This window comes from Streptomyces sp. NPDC104313 (assembly GCF_055583985.1).
Genome location: NZ_JBVJMW010000002.1, coordinates 287,515 through 306,480, shown reverse-complemented (window position 1 = coordinate 306,480; position 18,966 = coordinate 287,515). Strand labels below are relative to the sequence as shown.

The following is an 18,966-nucleotide window of genomic DNA, read 5'->3' as shown; positions in this document are numbered from 1 at the left end:
AGGGGCATGGAAGATCAGTCTGTTGTGGATGTCGGCGATGTGCGCCTCGCGTACCGGACCTGGGGCGACGCGTTCGGCTCGCCCGTCGTGCTGCTGCACGGCCTCGGCGGTTCGGCCGCGAACTGGGAGGCGGCCGGCCCCCTGCTGGGCCAGGAGTGGCGGGTCTTCGCCCTGGACCTGCGCGGCCACGGCGAGAGCGACTGGCCCGACGACTACGCCCTGGACCTGATGGCCGAGGACGTCGTCGGCTTCCTCGACGAACTGGAACTGGACCGGGTCGGCCTCGTCGGCCACGGCATGGGCGGCGTCGTCGCCCGGCTGGTGGCGCAGGAGCACTCCGACCGGGTGGAGCGGCTGGTGCTGGTGGAGACCCCGGCCCCGTTCCCCGGCGACCCGGGCCCGGCGGGCCGGGCCGAGGGCCCGGTGGACTACGACGAGAACGCGGTGCCCGCCGTACGCGACCAGCTCACCGACCCCGGCCCGGACGCCGACGAGGCCCTCGGCGACATCGTCTCCCCGACGCTGATCATCACCGGTGGCCCGGAGAGCACGATGGAACAGCACCGCCAGGCCGACGTGGCCTCCCTGATTCCGGACTGTCGGCTGATCACGGTCCCGGGCGGACACCGCATGCACGAGACCCGGGCGGACCAGGTGGCCGCGCACATCACGGAGTTCTTCACCAGCTGAGGCGCCTGCACCACGGCGCCTTCACCGACGCTGCCCGCGGCCGGGTCGACCTGGACCGGATCGAGCGGCAGTGGGAGGACGTCCCTGCGGATCATCGGCTCCGTCCACACGGGCGCTGTGCGGGCGTACGACGTGATCCGCATGCTGTCGCGGGACGGACGCCCGGCCCCGCCCGGCGACGCGATCGCGCACTACGGGCGGACCGCCAAGACCCCGAAGTCAAGAAGGGGTCGCCGCCCAAACGCCGCGGGGTGCTGACCGTCTTCGACTGGACCCCGGGCGTCCTGGATGAGTGGGCTACCGACGTCCGCCCGCTGTTCGGCACCGACAACAACCCAGCGGCCTGGCCCTCCGAGCGGGGGCTGCGGATCGGCTGTCGGCGGCTCAACTCCCGCTTCATCGCCTACCGCCAGGCCCTCGGCCTGGACGACGGGCTCGACTTCCATTCCTTCCGCAGGTCCTACGTCACCCACCTGATCGAGGACGGCTGGGACCCTCGCCTCGTCCAGGAGCAAGTCGGTCACGAGCACGCCGGCAACTCCTCGAACTCCCCGCACCCGTCGTCGCGGACGCTCTCCGCTACCACGACAACCACCAGCCGCCTCCGCAACGAGACCGGAGGAACCTGGAGCCGATACGCCCCAGGAGTTCACGCAAGATCACCAACAGGCTGGGTTCCTCGCGGAACCAGCGGAGTTGGGTGCCCTGCAATTCCGAGAGCCTGAGCGCACATGAGTGCTTGCTTCGGGGCCACTGGGACGGCTATCCCTGGCGGAAGAATTCCCGCACGTCGGCAGCGACAGTCGTCAGCTCTTCGCCGGCGTCAATCACGGTCGTCACAGTGCACTCCCAGCCGCTGGAGAAGACGTCGGCTCGCAGGGTCCAGCTCAGATACACGTGACCGCCCGAACCGAACGTCGCTGCCACGACCAGCTCGTTGTTGACCCAGGACCGCTCGCCCTCCCAACCGCGGAAGTCGCGCGCAAGACCGTCGAGAAACTCGGTCAGGTATCCCGCACCGTCCCAGGCAGACACGGTCACGGCCCCGATCCGTGCGCGCAGGCCGTCATCGACAGCCTCCACGGCGAATACGACCTCGAACTCATCTGTCCGCGACCAGTCGAACAACCGGATAGAGGGTGCTTGCGACCCCACCCCCCGAACGACGAGCTCGACCTGCCCAGGAACCACCTCGATCAGACTCACCCACTGAGGATAGGGACGCCAACACGGCCCGGTCATCGCCCTTTACGACGTGGTGCTACGTCCCGTCGTTGTTGGGGGCTCCACACCCAGATCCCTTCCAGGAGCGTCACGGGCAGTAGTGATTCCGGAGCCAGATTGATCAACTGGTGACAGTTGAATACGCGAGCCCACCAGTACCGAGGCCGGGTGAGCTTGAAACCCGCTACCAGATGACCTTGAAGCCCTGACGAGGAGGCCGCGCGACCTGGCCCGCCCCCACGTCCGGCTGTCATCGGTGTGATGCGAGAACTCGGCTTTCAGGTGTTACGAACCGGATCACAGGACACTAGCCCTGTCGTTCCAGCCATTGAGAAATCACCTGGTTGGTCTCTTCTGGCATTTCCTCCTGGACCCAGTGACCGCAGTCCAGTCCGACCACTTCCACGTTGGGCACGAACTCCGCCAGTCTTTCGAACCTCGGGATCGCGAAGTCCTGGTCGCCGTAGATCATGAGGGCGGGCTGCTTGATGATCGGGTCCGCGTCCGCCAGTTGGTTCCAGTTGCGGTCGAGGTTCCTGTACCAGTTGATGCCGCCCGTGAATCCCGACGTCTCGAACGCGGAGACGTAGACGGCCAGGTCGCTGTCGCTCATGATGGGCTCACCGAGTGGTGTTTCCGCCTTGGCGAGGTTGATGAATGCCATGCCCGGCTCAGGGGGTGCGGGGGGCACGTTCTTCCGGTAGAGGTTGCGGAGGAACTGGGAGGTGTTGGCATCGAATGCGGCGTCCGCGACGCCCGGCTGCCGGTTGAAGTGGACGAAGTAGAAGTCGCCGCCGAGGAAGGTTTCCATGACCTCGATCCACGGCGTTTCTCCGCGCTCCTGGTAAGGCAGGCTCAGGTTGATCAGCTTGTTCACCCGGTCGGGGTGCAACAGGGTCAGTCCCCAGACGACGAACGCACCCCAGTCATGGCCGACGAAGGTGGCGTCCTCGTAGCCGTAGTGGTCCAGGAGCGCGACGAGGTCACCCGTCAGGTGTTCGATGTCGTAGTTCGTCACCTCGGTCGGGCGGGATGAGTTGCCATAACCCCGCTGGTTCGGTGCGATGACGTGGTAGCCGGCCGCTGCGAGGACGGGCATCTGGTGACGCCAGGAGAAGGCGTGCTCCGGCCAGCCGTGGCAGAGCACGATGGGCTTGCCCTTGTTTTCCCGGCCTGCCTCGAAGACTTCGAGCTCCACACCGTTGACCTGGATGAGGGTGGGCTCGGGAAATTCTGCTTGATTGAACACTGCGTTTCCTCTCTGGGGGCGTTCGCCGGCGGTCGACCTCCTCGATGAGGCCATGCCGCCACCTTGCTACCCAAACCGGTCACCCCATGACCGGTTTTTATGAGAGTTTTGTCAGCATGCGATCCGATCGACTGGTGGCCATACTCCTCTTGCTCCAACGGCGCGAGCAGGTGACAGCCGCAGAGGTCGCCCGAGAGCTGGACGTCTCCGAGCGCACCGCCCGCCGTGACCTCGACGCCCTGGCCATGGCCGGGGTGCCCGTGTACTCCGTGCAGGGCCGAGGCGGCGGCTGGCGCCTCGTGGGCGGCGCTCGTACCGACCTGTCCGGGTTGACCGCCGGCGAGGCACGCGCCCTGTTCCTGGCTCTCGGTCCGGCCTCGGATGCGACGCCGGCGATGAAAGCGGCTCTGCGCAAACTTGTCCATGCTCTACCGAAGCCCTTCCAGGTGCAGGCCGAGGCAGCGGCGGCGTCGCTGGTCGTAGACCCGCAGCGATGGGGGGCGAGCCGGATCGAGCACCGGCCGCCTCGCTTCCTCGACGAACTCCAGGACGCGGTGATCAGCGGCGTCCAGGTATCGCTCGGCTACGTCGACAGCAAAGGCGCCAGAACCCGGAGAACCGTCCACCCGCTGGGCATCGTCGCCAAAGGTCCTGTCTGGTACCTCGTCTCCAACACCGAGACCGGCCGACGGATCTTCCGGATCGACCGCGTGTCGTCCGCCGACCCGACCGGCGACCCTGTGCACCGACCCGGGGACTTCGAGCTTGCCGAGAGCTGGAATGAGATCGCCAAAGAGGTCGATCGCAAACGAACGCCGCTGGAGGTCCGGGCGGTATGCACACCCGAAGGGATAGGCATACTCCGGATGGCGCTCGGCGACCGGCTCGACGTGGGAGGTTCCACGACCGATGGCCGCATCGAGGTCGTGATCCGCGGCCCCGATGAGTACATCCTCGCCGGCGAGCTCTCCGGGCTGGTCGAATGGGTCGAGGTGACCGGCCCTCCGGGGGTCCGAGACCACCTGGCCTCGATCGGCAACGCCCTCGTCGAACGGTACAGCCGGCCGCGTACCAGCGGAGACCTCCACCCTTCTTGAAGCGGACGAGGCAGGGCTTCGAGAACAGTTCCGCTCAATAGGCTGGGTCTGTCCGTTCCGGCAGGAGCCCGGTCACGACGCCGGCGGGTCCGCCGGCCTGGCTCTCTGCGGGTGGATCGTCTCGTGCCGGACCAGCATCGCCACGTACTCGGCGATCTTCCGGGTTCGCGTCTCGGCCCGCTTGACGGCATTGACCCGGCTGATGAGGGCGAAGCGGTTGGTCTTGGTGAGTACCTCGAACATCGCCTGCGCCGCTGGGTCGGCGGCGATCGCGACGCGCAGGTCGGCCGGCACCTCCGCTTCCGATGACGGCGCATAGGCGGCCGTCCACCGCCCGTCGGCCTTCGCGGCGTCCACCGCGGCGCGGCCGGCGGGCAGCATCAGGCCGGCCGCCTCCAACCGGGCCACGTTGGCGACGTTGCGCTGGGACCAGACGCTGCGCGGTCGGCGCGGGGTGAGCCGCCTCCAGGAACTCCCCTCGTCGCGCTTGCGGGCCTGCCCGTCGATCCAGCCGAAGCACAGTGCCTCGTCGACCGCCTGCTGCCAGGTCAGCGTGGTAACGGAGCCGCCCTTCCTGGTCAGGGCGAGCCACACGCCAGGAGAGGCGGTGTGGTTGTCCAGCAGCCACGCGCGCAGCGCCGCGCCATCAGCAACGATCAACTCATCCAGCTCGGTTCCGGTCACCACCGCAGGTTAGTGCCGCAACCAGGTGTCGCGACCTGTCGGGGTGACTCGTTGAGCGCGCGGCGTCGATGTCGGCCTGGCTCGCCCTCGCCGACGCCACCCACCGGCAGCCGTGCTCATCACCGTGCTCGGCGATGCAGGCGCCGGGTACGGGCGGTCACGAGCGACGTCATCGCGACCCGCCTCGCATCCGAGGCCGGAGAAGGCTGGAGTCGCTACGCCGACGACCACGTACGGTCACCAGCAGGGTGGGCCCCAGGCGGAACTGGCGACAGTTGAACAGACGAGCCCTCCAGTATCAACCCCCTTGTCCGGCACAGGGACCGGCGGCCCGAAGAGGCCGGAGTCGCCGGCATCTTCCGGGCCGTCCTCCGCCGGGGCGGGCACGGCCTCGCAGGAACGCAGTTCGGCCTCGCCCGCCGCGTACGGCTGCCCGGTCGACCGGGCCAGGTCCCCGCCGTGGGCGACGAGTTCGTTGAGCGCGACGACCTCCGCCACCTCGCCCGGCAGCTCCACCCCGCCCGGGTCATGCCCGTCCAGGCGTCGGGCGAGCACCAGGCCGCCGCCATCTCGTCCAGCCGTCGGGGCAGCACCTCACGCCAGTCGTCGCCGAGGCCCCTGCCGCATGCCGCATGCCGCATGCGCTGTCCGGAACGGGCGGGCGGCGCACACCGCCACATAGCGGATGGTTCCTCGCCGTCCTCTTGTCTGCGACCCCCACGCCGTGGCATACAGGTCTGGACCATTGCTGTCCGGATGGAAGGCACCACCGTGCAACGCCCCCACATATCTGCCGCGTTGATCTGTTCCGCTCTGCTTCTCACCCCTCTCCTCTCCGCCTGCGGTGGCACCGCCGAAGCCGACACGCAGCCTCCCGGCACCCCCAGGGGCGTGACCGCCCAGGCCGGCAGCTCCACCTCGGTGCACGTCATGTGGGAAGGCGCCTCCGACAACAAGAAGGTCGCCGGATACGAGATCTACCGTGGAAAGGCCAAGGTCAAGAGCGTTCCGGCGACGAAGACCATGATCGACGTCGACGGGCTGACGGCCTCGACGGACTACACCTTCAGCGTCCGGACCAAGGACACGGCCGGGAACCTCTCGGCGCCCAGCAAGGCCGTACCCGTCACCACCCAGGCCACCCCGCCCAAGGACGACACGCCCCCCACCGCCCCGGCGAAGCTGACGGGCAACGCCGACGGAAAGCGTGCCGCCACCCTCACCTGGGGGGCGTCCAAGGATGACGTCGGCGTCACCTCGTACGACATCTACCAGGAGGACTCCCGGATCCACAGCGTTCCGGCCTCCGAGACCACGGCGAAACTCACCGGCCTGCGCCCGGGGACCGTCTACACCTTCACCGTCCGGGCCCGGGACGCCTCCGACAAGTCCTCGGCCGACAGCACCACGCTCGACCTCACCACCGAGTCCGCCCCCGGCGCCCCCGCGAGCACCGCCCCCACCGGTCTGCGCACCGAGGCCGGCAAGGAGGGCGCCGACTTCATCCTCGACCTGTCCTGGGATCAGCCCGACACAGGGGGAGTCATCCCCGCCTACGAGCTCCATCTGAATGGCAAGCTGACCACGACCATCGTCTGGGGCGGTACGCCTCCCCAAGGCCGCGCCACCTACCGGCTGGACCTCTCGGACCCGGCCGGCACCCGCTATTCGGTGAAGCTCAGGGCCAAGCTTCCGGACGGCAAGTGGGGTGACTTCTCGGCCCAGCGGACGGTCGTCCTGACGGACTGAGGCCCCCCGACCGCCGTTCCCAGGCGTGCGGCGCGCCGCCCCCCATGGTCCCTTGGTCCCAGAAGGCCGGAGGACCGAAGGGGCTGAACCATGGATCTGGGAGACGACCTGAGCACACGGGTCGACACTCTGATGGACGGTCTCGTCGCCGACCTGGAGGGCCAGGAGAAGCACGGGAGCGTCCATGACGACCACCCGCCCACCGACCCGGACCGGTTCGCCTGCGACGCGATGGTCATCGCGGACCTGGGTGGCCTCCGCTCCGGCAGCCCGGGTCCCACCGCGGGGCCGCGCGGTGGGGCGGAGGTCTTCGTCGAGGTTCGCACCCTCGCCGGACCCCGGCACGGCGGCGGGTTCGGAGGCGCGGCCCCCGACGCCCTGCTCGTCCTCCTCAAGGCCCTGGCCACCCTCCACGACGTCCACGGCGATCTGGCGGTGGAGGGCCCGCGCCGCGAGGAAGGGACGGCCTCCGCAGTCGTCCCGTACGCCCGTGCCGGACCGAACCTGCGCCCGCACCCCGAGCGGGAGCCGCGTGAGGGCCGGGACCTCCTCGTCACCCATCCGGGGTCCCTGCGTCCGTTCGGTGTCCCGCTCACCGTCACGTCGGGCGATGGGGGCCCCGGCTGCGAACCCGCGACCGGCGCTCCCGCGTACCGCGCCGCCCGTACCACGCTCCGGGATGGCTGGGGGAGCGAACCGGCCCTCGAGTACGCGAAGACGTACGGGACCGCGACAGGCGGGAGCACGGCATGAGCAGCGCGGCCGACACGAAACCCGCCCCGCAGGAAGAGCCCCCGGAGAGGCGGAGGTTCACCTTCCCCAGCGCCCTCACGATCCTGGCGGTCGTCACGCTGGCCGTCTGGGGGCTGGCCTTCCTGATCCCGCCCGGGGCGTACGACCGCGACAAGGAGGGTGCCCCGGTCCAGGGCACGTATCACCGGGTCGACTCCGGCCAGAGCTTCGTGGACCGCCTGAACGACCTCTTCCTCTCCCCGGTCAACGGCCTCTACGGTCTCCAGGACGCGAAGACGGGCGAGGTCGGCCCGGACCTGGCCGGCGAACTGTACGGCAGCGCCGGCGTGTTCCTCTTCGTCCTCGCCATCGGCGCGTTCATCACCGTGGTGTTCGCCACCGGCGCCCTGGACCGGGGCATCGGCCGCCTCGCGCACCGACTGCGTGACCGGGGAGCGCTGCTCATCGCCGGAGTGATGCTGGTCTTCTCCCTCCTCGGCACCGTCGAGGGGTTCGCGGAGGAGACGCTGGGCTTCTACGGCCTGATCATCCCGCTGATGCTGGCCCTCGGCTACGACCGCATGGTGGCCACCGGCACGATCATCCTCGGCGCGGGCATCGGCGTGCTCTGCTCCACGGTGAACCCCTTCGCCACCGGAGTCGCGTCCTCCGCCGCCGACATCTCACTGGGCGACGGCATCGTGCTGCGCGCGATCATGTGGGTGGTCCTGACGGCGGTGACGATCGCCTACGTCATCCGGTACGCGGGCCGCGTCCGCAAGAACCCCGACCGCTCGCTCTCCGGCTTCCTGCCCGGCGACCGCGAGCACAACGCGGCGGACGCGGAGGAACCCCCGGAGCTGACCGGGCTCCACCGGACCGTTCTCGTCCTGGTCGCCCTGGTCTTCAGCTTCATGATCTTCTCGGTCGTCCCCTGGTCCAGCGCCCTCACGGGCGACGCCGACGCCACCCCGTACGGCTTCGAACTCGGCTGGTCCTTCCCCCATCTGGCCGCACTGTTCCTGGTCGCCGCGGTCCTGGTCGGCGTCGTCGCCCGGTTCGGCGAGCAGAGACTCAGCGCGACGATCATCCAGGGCGCGGCGGACTTCATCTCCCCGGCCCTGGTCATCGTCCTCGCGCGCGGCGTCACGGTCATCATGAACAACTCGCAGATCACCGACACCGTGCTGCACTCCATCGAGGGCGTGGTCTCGGGCACCTCGTCGGCGCTGTTCGCGGTCTTCGTCTTCATCGTCAACCTGCCGCTCGCCTTTCTCATCCCCTCCACCTCCGGCCACGCCACCCTGGCGATGCCGATCCTGGCCCCCCTCGCCGACTTCGCCGGTGTCTCCCGCGCCGTGGTGGTCACGGCGTGGCAGGCGGCGAGCGGCTGGATGAACCTCTGGGTCCCGACGACAGCGGTCACCATCGGCGGGGTGGCCCTGGCGAAGATCGGCTACGACAGGTACCTGCGGTTCGTCTGGCCGCTGCTGGCGATCCTGTCCGTCCTCATCTGCGGGTTCGTGGCGCTGGGGGCGGTGCTGACGTAGGGGGATGGTCCGTCGGTGTACCGGCAGGGCCGCCTCCAGGGCGGGCCGGGCCGGATCAGCATCGTGCCCGCAGGAGGCACCCCGATCGGATGAGCGAGGCGCACAGGCGTCACCGCGCGGCGAAAGCCCGCGGCGCCTGCGGGCGCACTCGGCACGCCGGACCGCGCCGGTCAGGGTGACGGTCCTGACGACCTCGGGCACACCACCGCCCCCGGCGCCGTGCGGTGCCGGGGGCGGTGCTCGTGCGGGAAGGTCAGCGGAGCTGCTCGTACGCCGGCAGGGTCAGGAAGTCCGCGTAGTCCTGGTCCAGGGAGACCTGGAGCAGAAGGTCGTGGGCCTGCTGCCATGTGCCGGTGGTGAAGGTCTCCTCGCCGATCTCCTCGCGGATCGCGGCCAGTTCCTCGGCGGCGATCTTGCGGGCCAGGTCCGCTGTGGCGTGCTCGCCGTTCTCGAAGACCACGTCCGCGTTGATCCACTGCCAGATCTGCGAGCGGGAGATCTCCGCGGTGGCGGCGTCCTCCATCAGGTTGAAGATGGCGACCGCGCCCAGGCCGCGCAGCCAGGCCTCGATGTAACGGATGCCGACCGCGACGGCGTTGCGCAGGCCGTCGTAGGTCGGTTCGGCGTCGAGGGTGTCGATGGCGATCAGGTCGCCCGGGGCCACCGAGACGTCCTCCCGCAGCCGGTCCTTCTGGTGGGGCTTCTGGCCGAGGACCGCGTCGAAGGAGGCCAGGGCGATCGGGACCAGGTCGGGGTGGGCGACCCAGGAGCCGTCGAAGCCGTCGTGCGCCTCGCGGTCCTTGTCCGCCTTGACCTTCTCGAAGGCCACCTTGTTGACCTGGGCGTCGCGGCGCGAGGGGATGAAGGCGGCCATGCCGCCGATCGCGTGCGCGCCGCGCTTGTGGCAGGTGCGGACCAGAAGTTCGGTGTACGCCCGCATGAACGGTGCGGTCATCGTCACCGCGTTGCGGTCCGGGAGGACGAACTTGGGCCCGCCGTCACGGAAGTTCTTGATGATGGAGAAGAGGTAGTCCCAGCGGCCGGCGTTGAGCCCGGAGGCGTGGTCGCGCAGCTCGTAGAGGATCTCCTCCATCTCGTAGGCGGCGGTGATCGTCTCGATCAGCACCGTCGCGCGGACGGTGCCCCGCGGGATGCGGACGTAGTCCTGGGCGAAGACGAAGATGTCGTTCCAGAGGCGGGCCTCCAGGTGCGACTCCGTCTTCGGCAGGTAGAAGTACGGGCCCTTGCCCAGGTCGATCAGGCGCTGGGCGTTGTGGAAGAAGTAGAGGCCGAAGTCGACCAGCGCGCCGGGCACCGGGGTGCCGTCCAGCTGGAGGTGGCGCTCGTCCAGGTGCCAGCCGCGGGGGCGGGTGACGACGGTGGCGAGCTCCTCGGCGGGCTTCAGCGCGTACGACCTGCCCGACCTCGGGTCGGTGAAGTCGATGCGGCGCTCGTAGGCGTCGGTCAGATTGAGCTGGCCGAGGATCACGTTCTCCCAGGTGGGGGCGGACGCGTCCTCGAAGTCGGCGAGCCAGACCTTCGCGCCCGAGTTCAGGGCGTTGATGGTCATCTTGCGGTCGGTCGGACCGGTGATCTCCACCCGGCGGTCGCGCAGAGCGGCCGGAGCCGGTGCGACCTGCCAGGAGCCGTCCGCGCGGACCGCCGCCGTCTCGGGCAGGAAGTCCAGTGAGGAGGTGCGGGCGATCTCGGCGCGGCGCTCACCGCGCCGGACGAGAAGCTCATTGCGGCGCGGGGTGAACCGCCGGTGCAGTTCGGCCACGAACGCGAGGGCCGCGTCGGTCAGGACCTCTTCCTGCCGGGGCAGGGTCTCGGCGTCGACGATGGCCAGCGTGGACGGCGCTGGTGCGGACATGAGCGGTCACTCCTTCAGCGGGCGGCGGCGTCTCATGGCCGCCGGGTCGCCTGAGACGGCACGGCGTGCCATGGCTCCGAGATACGGCTGTGGGCGCCGTCTGAGGTTCAGAGGGCTTCTGAGCAGTGGATAGTAGTTTCCTCATGGTGGAAGTTCAATGTTTTGTTGATGTCGAGACTCTCCGGGTCGACAGAAGCGGGCCGATGGCGGCGCGGCGGGCCGGCGCGGCCACGGACTGTTCCCCGTGAGCGGGTCCTCCCTGTCACTCCAGGTGCCTCAGATCCTGCGAGGTGTCGATGTCGTACGCCTCGGCCACATCCGAACACTCCACGAGCGTGATCGCGGCGCGGTGCTCCCGCAGATATGCCCGCGCACCCCGGTCGCCCACCGCCCCGGCCGCGATGTCCGCCCACCGGTCCGCCCCGAACAGCACCGGATGGCCCCGCTCCCCGCCGTACGAGGCGGCCGCCAGACTCGCCCGCGAGCGGTGCGCGAGACGCACCCGCGCCACCGCCTCCGCCCCGATCCCGGGCTGATCGACCAGAAGGACGAGCGCCGCGTCCGCGTCCGTCGCGCTGAGGGCGGCCAGGCCCAGCCGGAGCGAGGAGCCCATGCCCTCCTCCCAGTCGGGGTTCACCGTCACCGCGCAGCCCGCGAGATCCGCGTGGGCCCGCACCTCCCGGGCCGCCGCGCCCAGCACCACGTGCAGCGGGCCGCACCCGCCGTCGCGCAGGGAGCGCACCGCGTGCTCGATCAGCGGGCGGCCCCGGTGCTCCAGCAGCGCCTTCGGGCGGCCGCCGAGCCGGCGGCCCCCTCCGGCGGCCAGGAGTACCCCCGCGACCTTGGGGTTCTTCGCGACGGAAGCCATGTCCGCGGTCCTCTCCGTAGCCGTGCCCGTAGTCGTGTCCGTAACCATGGGGCAACCATGGGGCCTGGATACCACCGGGCGCTTCGCACACACGACACGCATGTCACCCTCAGGGGTAACCCTGATTTCTTTCCGTGGGCTGGCGCACACGGCCTGTCATGGCGTTAACTTGCGCGCACACCCGGAGACTTGGCCACAGCCCGGGTCCGGGGGTCACACCGGCACAAGAACGTGCGAGGGGGAGTGCTGTGTTGCGAAGCGTGGGGCAGAAGCGCCTGACCGGCAGCGACGAGGACCCGAGGGTGGACGAGCTGCGGATGGCCGTCTCCCGGCTCCGCCGTGAACTGGCCGGTGTCCGGAGCGATTTCCCGGACCGGCCGATCGCCGAGGACGAGTTGTCGGCCCTGGACGCGATGGCCGGCAGCGGTGTGCCGGAGATCCCCCGCATGCGCCGTTCCCTGCTGCTGATCGCGGGGGCCATCGGCTCGGTCAGTGCGGTGGCCGCCGCTCTACGCGAGGTGCGCAACGCGGTCGACCTCTTCGGGGAGCCCCCGCGCGGCTGACCCGCGGCGCGCGAGCCCGGCTTCAGCGGCGGATGAGCCCGCGGGCCGTGGCCGCCGCGACCGCCGACGTACGGGAGTCGACGCCCAGCTTCGCGTAGATGTGCACCAGGTGGGACTTCACCGTCGCCTGGCTCAGGAACAGCCTCTTGCTGATCCGCAGGTTCGACAGGCCCTCCCCGACCAGCTGGAGCACCTCCAGCTCCAGCCGGGTCAGCGCCTCTGCCGGCGTGCGCATCCGGCTCATCAGCCGGTGCGCCACCGACGGCGCGAGCGCGGAGCGGCCCGCGGCCGCCGTGCGCACCGCGGTCGCCAGCTCCTGCGGCGGCGCGTCCTTGAGCAGATAGCCGCTCGCACCCGCCTCGATCGCCGCCAGGATGTCCGCGTCGGAGTCGTAGGTGGTGAGGACCAGGACCCGGGGGCCGACCGGCGCGGCGGTGATCGTCGCCGTTGCCTGTGAGCCGTGCAGGCCCGCACCGAACTGGAGGTCCATCAGGACCACGTCGAACTCGCCCGCCGCGGCCAGGGCGACGGCCTCTTCGGCGGTGGCGGCCTCACCGGCGACCCGGAAGTCCGGCTCGGTGTCCAGGACCGCGCGCAGCCCCGCCCGGACGACCGGGTGGTCGTCCGCCAGCAGTAGCCGGATCGCGTCCCCGCCTCCGCCTCCACTCTTGCTTCCGCTCATGCCGCACGTTCCGCTTCCGCGACGGGCAGCGGCAGGGTGACCGCCACCGCCGTGCCCTGTCCCGGTGCCGACTCCACGCTCAGCGCACCACCCAGCGACCCGGCGCGCGCCCGCGTCGCCGGCAGGCCGAAGCCGCCGTCGCCGCGCTCGTGGACCGGCGCCCCCGACGGGTCGAAGCCCTGCCCGTCGTCCACGACGTCCAGCGCCACCGAGGTGTCCATGAAGCTCAGGGTGATTTCCGCCCGCCCGGCCCGTGCGTGGCGCACCGTGTTGGCCAGCGCCGACTGCGCGGTCCGCAGCAGCGCCACCTCGTACGGCGTCGGCAGCTCCACCGGGGTGCCGCTCACCGCGAACCGTACGGTCAGGTCCGGTGCGGTCGTGCGGGCGCAGAGCCGCTCCAGCGCGGCGGCCAGCGAACGCTCCTCCAGGTCCGGCGGCGTCAGCGCGCGGACGAAGGACCGGGCTTCGGCGAGATTCGCCTGCGCTGCCTCGCGGGCGGCCCGTACATGCGCGGTGGCGGGAGCGTCCGTGGGCAGCGAGCGCTCGGCGGCGCGCAGCAGCAACTGAATGCTGGACAGGCCCTGGGCCAGCGTGTCGTGGATCTCCCGGGCGAGCCGCTCGCGCTCGGCGAGGGTCCCGGCCGTACGTTCCGCCTCGGCCAGGCCCGCGCGGGTGGCGACCAGCTCCACGATCAGCTCGCGCCGCCGTTCGCTCTCCCGGAAGAGCGCGTCGTACCCGAGGACGGTGGCGACGGCGACCGCCGCGCCGATCAGCGGCCCGATGAACGCGCCGGGCTCGATCTCCTGCCGGTGCACGACGAAAGCGGTGATCGCGGCGGCCGCGGTGACCACGACGGCGGGCAGTGCCCAGCGCACCGGCAGGATGTGGAGCTGGAGGAAGTAGAGCGGGAAGGCCAGCCACAGGGCGTCCGGCGACAGGACCAGCAGCGCTGCCCACAGGGCGCCGAGGCCCGCCAGCCACAGCGCCCGGGGGACGAGGCGGCGGGCACCAGCACGCTCACGCTCGACGACTCCCTTACGGCCATCGGCTCCTACCGGGCGGAGAACGGTTCGCTGCAACTGATGCGCGGCTTCCTCTTCGCCATCTCCGCGCTGGTCATCGGCGCGTTCTTCACCGTCTGGACGATCCAGCGCGGCGGCGACGTCGCCGTGCTGAAGGCGCTCGGCGCGTCGACCCCGTACCTCCTGCGCGACGCGCTGGGACAGGCCGTGGTGATGCTCGCCCTCGGTACGGGACTGGGCACCGTGCTCGCCGCCGGGGCCGGAGCCCTGATCGGCGGAGGAGCCGTGCCGTTCGTCCTGGACGCGGCGACCGTCCTGGTCCCGGCCGCCGTGATGATCGCCCTCGGCGCGCTCGGGGCCGCCCTGTCCATCCGGCGGATCACCGCCGTCGACCCGCTCACCGCACTCGGGAGTGCCCGATGACGCTCACCCTGACCGACGTCACCCTCACCTACCCGGACGGCGAGGGGCGGCTCACCGCCCTGGACCGGGTCTCGCTGGAGGTGCCCCCGGGTACGCTCACCGCCGTCGTCGGGCCGTCCGGCTCGGGCAAGTCGAGCCTCCTCGCGGCCGGCGCCACCCTGGTCACCCCGGACTCCGGCGAGGTCGTGGTGGCCGGGACGCCGACGGCCGGCCTCGGTGGGCCCGAGCGGGCGGCCCTGCGCAGGGAGCACATCGGCATCATCTTCCAGCAGCCCAGCCTGCTGCCCGCGCTGACCGCCGTCGAACAGCTCCAGGTGATGCGCCATCTGTCCGGAGGCTCCGCCCGCGGTGCCCGCCGCCGGGCCCTGGAGCTGCTGGACGCGGTCGGTCTGTCCGACCGCGCCGACCGGCGGCCGCACCAGCTCTCGGGCGGTCAGCGCCAGCGCGTCAACATCGCGCGGGCCCTGATGAACGAGCCGGCGGTCCTGCTCGTCGACGAGCCGACCAGTGCGCTCGACCACGAGCGCGGCGCGGCCGTGCTCGACCTGCTGGTCACCCTGACCCGGGAGCGCGCCACCGCCACGGTGCTGGTCACGCACGACCTGGCGCACCTGGAGCGGACGGACCGGACGGTGACGATGGGCGACGGGCGGCTGACCGTCCCGGCCGGGGTCTGAGAGGGGGAGCGGCGGGGCCCGGAACACCGGGTCCCGCCGCTCCCCCTCTCAGCCGCCGTTCGTGCCGTTGCTCGCCAGCGCGTCGGACAGCTCTCCCGCGACCTGCTGGAGGATCGGCACGATCCGCTCCGTCGCCGCCTCCGTCACCCGCCCCGCCGGGCCCGAGATGGAGATCGCGGCGGAGGTGGGGGAGTTCGGCACGGAGACCGCGAGGCACCGCACGCCGATCTCCTGCTCGTTGTCGTCCACCGCGTACCCGGCGCGGCGCACCAGCTCCAGGGCGTCGAGGAAGCCCTCCGGGGTGGTGATCGTCTTCTCCGTGGCGGCGGGCATGCCGGTTCGGGCCAGGAGCGCGCGGACCTCGTCGGCGGGGGTGTGCGCGAGGAGCGCCTTGCCCACGCCGGTGGAGTGCGGCAGGACCCGGCGGCCGACCTCGGTGAACATCCGCATGGAGTGCTTGGACGGCACCTGGGCGACGTACACGATCTCGTCCCCGTCCAGCAGCGCCATGTTCGCCGTCTCGCCGGTCTCCTCCACCAGTCGGCTGAGGTAGGGGCGGGCCCAGGTGCCCAGCAGCCGGGAGGCGGACTCGCCGAGCCGGATCAGCCGGGGGCCCAGCGCGTAGCGGCGGTTGGGCTGCTGGCGCACGTAACCGCAGACGACCAGGGTGCGCATCAGCCGGTGAATGGTCGGCAGGGGCAGACCGCTGCTCGCGGAGAGCTCGCTCAGCCCGACCTCGCCCCCGGCGTCGGCCATCCGCTCCAGCAGATCGAAGGCGCGCTCGAGGGACTGCACCCCACCGCTGGAACCGGAGGGCTTGGAGTCGGCTGTGCTGGCGTGGGACGGCGGCACGTCAACGGTCCTTTCGAAGCGGAAGGCAAGGCAGCAGCCTACCGGGCGGTTCCCGATCGGCCCACAGCTCCACGGGCGGCGTCGGTGCCGGTCAGGGGCTGTTTTGTCCGAGTGCCGACGGTTGGTGCGGGCGACTCGGCGCCGCCCCTCCTGGCCCATGCTACGTTCCGCGATTCGAAAGATGACTTTTACTTTGTGGAAACCTCCAGTCGGGCGGCGACCGTCGGGCCGGCGGGCCCCGCGCGAGACGTCAGGTCTTGACGAGGGCGATTCCCGAGTGAAGACTCCATCAGAGCTTCAACAGTTCGTTGAATTCCTGTCGTGGTCATTCCTGGAGTGAAGGAGCACAGGTGCCCGGTCCGGACGTGAACCTGATACTGCGCTCGACGCGCGTCGTCACCCCGGAGGGGACCCGCCCGGCGGCGGTCGCCGTCGCGGGCGGGACGATCGACGCGGTCCTGCCGTACGCCACCGGGACGCCTGCGGGCGCCCGCCTGGAGGACTTCGGCGACGATGTCCTGCTGCCCGGGCTGGTCGACACCCACGTCCATGTGAACGACCCCGGCCGCACCGCGTGGGAAGGCTTCCACACCGCCACCCGCGCGGCCGCCGCGGGCGGTATCACCACGCTCCTGGACATGCCCCTCAACTCCCTCCCGCCGACCACCACCGTCGAACACCTGCGGATCAAGCAGCAGGTCGCCGCCCCCAAGGCGCACGTCGACACCGGCTTCTGGGGCGGGGCGATCCCGTCCAATGTCAAGGACCTGCGCCCGCTCCACGAGGCCGGGGTCTTCGGCTTCAAGTGCTTTCTGTCGCCCTCCGGCGTCGAGGAGTTCCCGGAGCTGGACCAGGAGCAGCTGGCCCGCACCATGGCGGAGGTCACCGGATTCGGCGGGCTGCTCATCGTGCACGCCGAGGACCCGCACCACCTGGCCGAGGCCCCGCAGCGGCCCGGACCCGCCTACGCGGACTTCCTCGCCTCCCGGCCGCGCGACGCCGAGAACACCGCGATCCAGCGGCTCATCGCCCACGCCGAGCGGCTGAACGCCCGCGTCCACGTCCTGCACCTCTCCTCCAGCGACGCCCTGCCGCTCATCGCCGCCGCCAAGCGCGAGGGCGTCCGCGTCACCGTCGAGTCCTGCCCGCACTTCCTCACCCTCACCGCCGAGGAAGTGCCGGACGGTGCGACGGAGTTCAAGTGCTGCCCGCCGATCCGCGAGGCCGCCAACCGGGACGCGCTCTGGGCCGGGCTCGCCGACGGCACCATCGACTGCATCGTCAGCGACCACTCCCCGTGCACCACCGACCTGAAGACCCCGGACTTCGCCTCCGCCTGGGGCGGCATCTCCTCCCTCCAGCTCGGCCTGCCCGCCATCTGGACCGAGGCCCGCAAGCGCGGCCACTGCCTGGACGACGTCGCCCGCTGGATGTCCGCCGCCCCCGCCGCGCTGGCCGGGCTGACCCGCAAGGGCGCCATCGAGGCCGGACGCGACGCCGACTTCGCGGTCCTCGCCCCCGACGCGACCTTCACCGTCGACCCCGCCGAGCTCTTCCACCGCAACCAGGTCACCGCCTACGCGGGGAAGACCCTGCACGGTGTGGTCCGCTCCAGCTGGCTGCGCGGTGTCCGCATCGCCTCCGGCGGCGTCCTCGCCGAACCCGTCGGCCGCCTCATCGAACGCGACCGCTGACCGAGCTCACCGGCCTGCTCCTCGAACGCGACCATGACCGTTTCCGAAAGGAACTCCTGACCATGACGGACGCCGCGCTACCGCGCTTCACCGGCGACGCAAGCCCCTACACGGGCGGCGACCCGTACGCCGACCACCGCACCGCAGGCTTCCCCTTCACCCACCTCGTCGACCTGGCCGACCGCCGACTCGGGGCGGGGGTCATCGCCGCCAACGACGAGTTCTTCGCCGAGCGCGAGAACCTTCTCAAGCCCGGGCCCGCCGTCTTCGACCCGGAGCACTTCGGGCACAAGGGCAAGATCATGGACGGCTGGGAGACCCGTCGCCGACGCGGTGTCAGTGCCACCGAACCGCACCCCACCGCCGCCGACCACGACTGGGCCCTCATCCGGCTCGGTGCGCCCGGCGTCATCCGGGGCATCGTCCTGGACACCGCCCACTTCCGCGGCAACTACCCGCAGGCGGTCTCCGTCGAGGCGGTCGCACTGCCCGGCTCCCCGTCGCCCGAGGACCTCCTCGCCCCCGACGTGAAGTGGACGACGCTCGTCCCCCGCACAGCGGTCGGCGGCCACGCGGCCAACGGGTTCGCCGTCGACGCCGAGCAGCGCTTCACCCACCTGCGGGTCAACCAGCACCCGGACGGCGGGATCGCCCGGCTGCGTGTGTACGGAGAGGTCGCCCCCGACCCCGCCTGGCTCGCCGCGCTCGGTACGTTCGACCTCGCGGCCCTGGAGAACGGCGGCCAGGTCGAGGACGCCTCCGACCGCTTCTACTCCCCGGCCACCAACACCGTCCAGCCGGGCCGCTCGCGGAAGATGGACGACGGCTGGGAGACCCGCCGCCGACGCGACAAGGGCAACGACTGGATCAGCTACCGTCTCGCCGCACGGTCCGGGATCCGGGCGGTCGAAATCGACACCGCCTACCTCAAGGGCAACTCCGCCGGCTGGGCGAGCCTTTCGGTACGGGACGGCGAGGACGGCGACTGGACGGAGGCCCTTCCCCGGACCCGGCTCCAGCCCGACACCAACCACCGCTTCGTCCTGGACGGGGCCGTTCGGGCCACGCGTGTACGGATCGATATCTTCCCGGACGGCGGCATCTCCCGGCTCCGGCTGTTCGGATCGCTCACCGACGAGGGCGCCGCCGCCCTGGCGGCCCGTCACCGGGAACTGGGCGGCTGATCCCCGAACACGCCCGGCACCTGGTGCACCGCGGTCGCAGGGGGACCGCGGTGTGCCCGGGCAGTCCCGTTACGTGAGGGTGTGTCACCCTGGTCGAGGTGCGGCGAGCAGCCCTGAGGGCCGGGCGCCGCACCTTCCGACGTCCACGACCAG

General features: G+C 71.0%; 18 protein-coding genes and 3 pseudogenes. 12 read left to right on the top strand and 9 right to left on the bottom strand.

The window, feature by feature from the left end; translation table 11 throughout:
* The first annotated feature begins 6 nt into the window (after window positions 1-6).
* From ACZ60Q_RS05305 to ACZ60Q_RS05295, 3 genes and pseudogenes are all read left to right on the top strand, one after another.
* Window positions 7-690, top strand: coding sequence for an alpha/beta fold hydrolase (locus tag ACZ60Q_RS05305; protein WP_469628682.1), 684 nt, complete (start codon window positions 7-9; stop codon window positions 688-690).
* A pseudogene (locus ACZ60Q_RS05300) lies at window positions 690-903 on the top strand (Tn3 family transposase); the annotation flags it as partial. The gene ACZ60Q_RS05305 and the pseudogene ACZ60Q_RS05300, both read left to right, overlap by 1 nt.
* Before the next feature lie 38 nt (window positions 904-941).
* On the top strand, window positions 942-1,415 hold the full coding sequence (locus ACZ60Q_RS05295) for a site-specific integrase (RefSeq protein WP_469628679.1): 474 nt from the start codon (window positions 942-944) through the stop codon (window positions 1,413-1,415).
* Window positions 1,416-1,452: 37 nt separating this feature from the next.
* On the opposite strand, the gene ACZ60Q_RS05290 is transcribed toward ACZ60Q_RS05295, so the two are convergent.
* Complete coding sequence (locus tag ACZ60Q_RS05290) at window positions 1,453-1,896, bottom strand: DUF6228 family protein (RefSeq protein ID WP_469628676.1); 444 nt, start codon at window positions 1,894-1,896, stop codon at window positions 1,453-1,455.
* 325 nt (window positions 1,897-2,221) lie between these two features.
* Window positions 2,222-3,163 (bottom strand): alpha/beta fold hydrolase, encoded by a 942-nt coding sequence (locus ACZ60Q_RS05285; protein ID WP_469628673.1) that lies wholly within the window; start codon window positions 3,161-3,163, stop codon window positions 2,222-2,224.
* Between the two features lie 116 nt (window positions 3,164-3,279).
* Here ACZ60Q_RS05285 and ACZ60Q_RS05280 point away from each other — a divergent pair, with 116 nt between their 5' ends.
* Complete coding sequence (locus tag ACZ60Q_RS05280) at window positions 3,280-4,260, top strand: helix-turn-helix transcriptional regulator (protein WP_469628671.1); 981 nt, start codon at window positions 3,280-3,282, stop codon at window positions 4,258-4,260.
* 72 nt (window positions 4,261-4,332) lie between these two features.
* On the opposite strand, the gene ACZ60Q_RS05275 is transcribed toward ACZ60Q_RS05280, so the two are convergent.
* Together ACZ60Q_RS05275 and ACZ60Q_RS05270 are read right to left on the bottom strand one after the other, a co-directional pair.
* Window positions 4,333-4,947, bottom strand: coding sequence for a YdeI/OmpD-associated family protein (locus tag ACZ60Q_RS05275; RefSeq protein WP_469628668.1), 615 nt, complete (start codon window positions 4,945-4,947; stop codon window positions 4,333-4,335).
* A gap of 234 nt (window positions 4,948-5,181) precedes the next feature.
* A pseudogene (locus ACZ60Q_RS05270) lies at window positions 5,182-5,558 on the bottom strand (DinB family protein); the annotation flags it as partial.
* A 142-nt stretch (window positions 5,559-5,700) separates the two neighbouring features.
* On the opposite strand from ACZ60Q_RS05270, the gene ACZ60Q_RS05265 reads away from it, so the two are divergent.
* The 3 genes from ACZ60Q_RS05265 (at window position 5,701) to ACZ60Q_RS05255 (ending at window position 8,975) form a co-directional block, all read left to right on the top strand.
* Window positions 5,701-6,693: a fibronectin type III domain-containing protein gene (locus tag ACZ60Q_RS05265; RefSeq protein ID WP_469628665.1), complete on the top strand. Its 993-nt coding sequence runs from the start codon at window positions 5,701-5,703 to the stop codon at window positions 6,691-6,693.
* Window positions 6,694-6,783: 90 nt separating this feature from the next.
* Window positions 6,784-7,446 (top strand): hypothetical protein, encoded by a 663-nt coding sequence (locus ACZ60Q_RS05260; RefSeq protein ID WP_469628663.1) that lies wholly within the window; start codon window positions 6,784-6,786, stop codon window positions 7,444-7,446.
* Window positions 7,443-8,975: a YfcC family protein gene (locus ACZ60Q_RS05255; RefSeq protein WP_469628660.1), complete on the top strand. Its 1,533-nt coding sequence runs from the start codon at window positions 7,443-7,445 to the stop codon at window positions 8,973-8,975. Before ACZ60Q_RS05260 ends, ACZ60Q_RS05255 begins: the two co-directional genes overlap by 4 nt.
* Before the next feature lie 253 nt (window positions 8,976-9,228).
* On the opposite strand, the gene aceB is transcribed toward ACZ60Q_RS05255, so the two are convergent.
* Window positions 9,229-10,848 (bottom strand): malate synthase A, encoded by a 1,620-nt coding sequence (aceB, locus tag ACZ60Q_RS05250; protein WP_469628657.1) that lies wholly within the window; start codon window positions 10,846-10,848, stop codon window positions 9,229-9,231.
* Between the two features lie 262 nt (window positions 10,849-11,110).
* Window positions 11,111-11,716 (bottom strand): nucleotidyltransferase family protein, encoded by a 606-nt coding sequence (locus tag ACZ60Q_RS05245; protein WP_469628654.1) that lies wholly within the window; start codon window positions 11,714-11,716, stop codon window positions 11,111-11,113.
* A gap of 260 nt (window positions 11,717-11,976) precedes the next feature.
* Here ACZ60Q_RS05245 and ACZ60Q_RS05240 point away from each other — a divergent pair, with 260 nt between their 5' ends.
* Window positions 11,977-12,279, top strand: coding sequence for a DUF5955 family protein (locus tag ACZ60Q_RS05240; RefSeq protein ID WP_469628652.1), 303 nt, complete (start codon window positions 11,977-11,979; stop codon window positions 12,277-12,279).
* Between the two features lie 22 nt (window positions 12,280-12,301).
* Here the strand turns inward: ACZ60Q_RS05240 and ACZ60Q_RS05235 are convergent, their stop codons facing one another.
* Both ACZ60Q_RS05235 and ACZ60Q_RS05230 read right to left on the bottom strand, forming a co-directional pair.
* A complete protein-coding gene (locus tag ACZ60Q_RS05235) occupies window positions 12,302-12,961 on the bottom strand; it encodes a response regulator (RefSeq protein WP_469628649.1) in 660 nt (219 codons plus the stop codon).
* Complete coding sequence (locus ACZ60Q_RS05230) at window positions 12,958-14,040, bottom strand: sensor histidine kinase (protein WP_469628647.1); 1,083 nt, start codon at window positions 14,038-14,040, stop codon at window positions 12,958-12,960. The genes ACZ60Q_RS05235 and ACZ60Q_RS05230 overlap by 4 nt, the downstream gene beginning before the upstream one ends.
* Here ACZ60Q_RS05230 and ACZ60Q_RS05225 point away from each other — a divergent pair.
* Window positions 13,951-14,406, top strand: a pseudogene (locus ACZ60Q_RS05225) (FtsX-like permease family protein); the annotation flags it as partial. The gene ACZ60Q_RS05230 and the pseudogene ACZ60Q_RS05225 overlap by 90 nt on opposite strands.
* A complete protein-coding gene (locus ACZ60Q_RS05220) occupies window positions 14,403-15,083 on the top strand; it encodes an ABC transporter ATP-binding protein (RefSeq protein ID WP_469628645.1) in 681 nt (226 codons plus the stop codon). The pseudogene ACZ60Q_RS05225 and the gene ACZ60Q_RS05220, both read left to right, overlap by 4 nt.
* Window positions 15,084-15,131: 48 nt before the next feature.
* Here ACZ60Q_RS05220 and ACZ60Q_RS05215 read toward each other — a convergent pair whose 3' ends face one another.
* Window positions 15,132-15,935 (bottom strand): IclR family transcriptional regulator, encoded by an 804-nt coding sequence (locus tag ACZ60Q_RS05215; protein WP_032793662.1) that lies wholly within the window; start codon window positions 15,933-15,935, stop codon window positions 15,132-15,134.
* Between the two features lie 350 nt (window positions 15,936-16,285).
* On the opposite strand from ACZ60Q_RS05215, the gene allB reads away from it, so the two are divergent.
* Together allB and alc are read left to right on the top strand one after the other, a co-directional pair.
* Window positions 16,286-17,629 (top strand): allantoinase AllB, encoded by a 1,344-nt coding sequence (gene allB, locus ACZ60Q_RS05210; protein ID WP_469628642.1) that lies wholly within the window; start codon window positions 16,286-16,288, stop codon window positions 17,627-17,629.
* A gap of 62 nt (window positions 17,630-17,691) precedes the next feature.
* Entirely contained in the window at window positions 17,692-18,813 is a 1,122-nt protein-coding gene (gene alc / locus ACZ60Q_RS05205) for an allantoicase (protein ID WP_469628639.1), read from the top strand.
* Window positions 18,814-18,966 lie beyond the last annotated feature (153 nt).

Coding starts and splice junctions, on each gene's coding strand:
- ACZ60Q_RS05305 (WP_469628682.1), top strand. CDS start 7: ATGGAAGATCAGTCTGTTGTGGATGTCGGCGATGTGCGCCTCGCGTAC.
- ACZ60Q_RS05280 (WP_469628671.1), top strand. CDS start 3,280: ATGCGATCCGATCGACTGGTGGCCATACTCCTCTTGCTCCAACGGCGC.
- ACZ60Q_RS05265 (WP_469628665.1), top strand. CDS start 5,701: ATGGAAGGCACCACCGTGCAACGCCCCCACATATCTGCCGCGTTGATC.
- ACZ60Q_RS05260 (WP_469628663.1), top strand. CDS start 6,784: ATGGATCTGGGAGACGACCTGAGCACACGGGTCGACACTCTGATGGAC.
- ACZ60Q_RS05255 (WP_469628660.1), top strand. CDS start 7,443: ATGAGCAGCGCGGCCGACACGAAACCCGCCCCGCAGGAAGAGCCCCCG.
- aceB (WP_469628657.1), bottom strand. CDS start 10,848: ATGTCCGCACCAGCGCCGTCCACGCTGGCCATCGTCGACGCCGAGACC.
- ACZ60Q_RS05245 (WP_469628654.1), bottom strand. CDS start 11,716: ATGGCTTCCGTCGCGAAGAACCCCAAGGTCGCGGGGGTACTCCTGGCC.
- ACZ60Q_RS05235 (WP_469628649.1), bottom strand. CDS start 12,961: ATGAGCGGAAGCAAGAGTGGAGGCGGAGGCGGGGACGCGATCCGGCTA.
- ACZ60Q_RS05220 (WP_469628645.1), top strand. CDS start 14,403: ATGACGCTCACCCTGACCGACGTCACCCTCACCTACCCGGACGGCGAG.
- alc (WP_469628639.1), top strand. CDS start 17,692: ATGACGGACGCCGCGCTACCGCGCTTCACCGGCGACGCAAGCCCCTAC.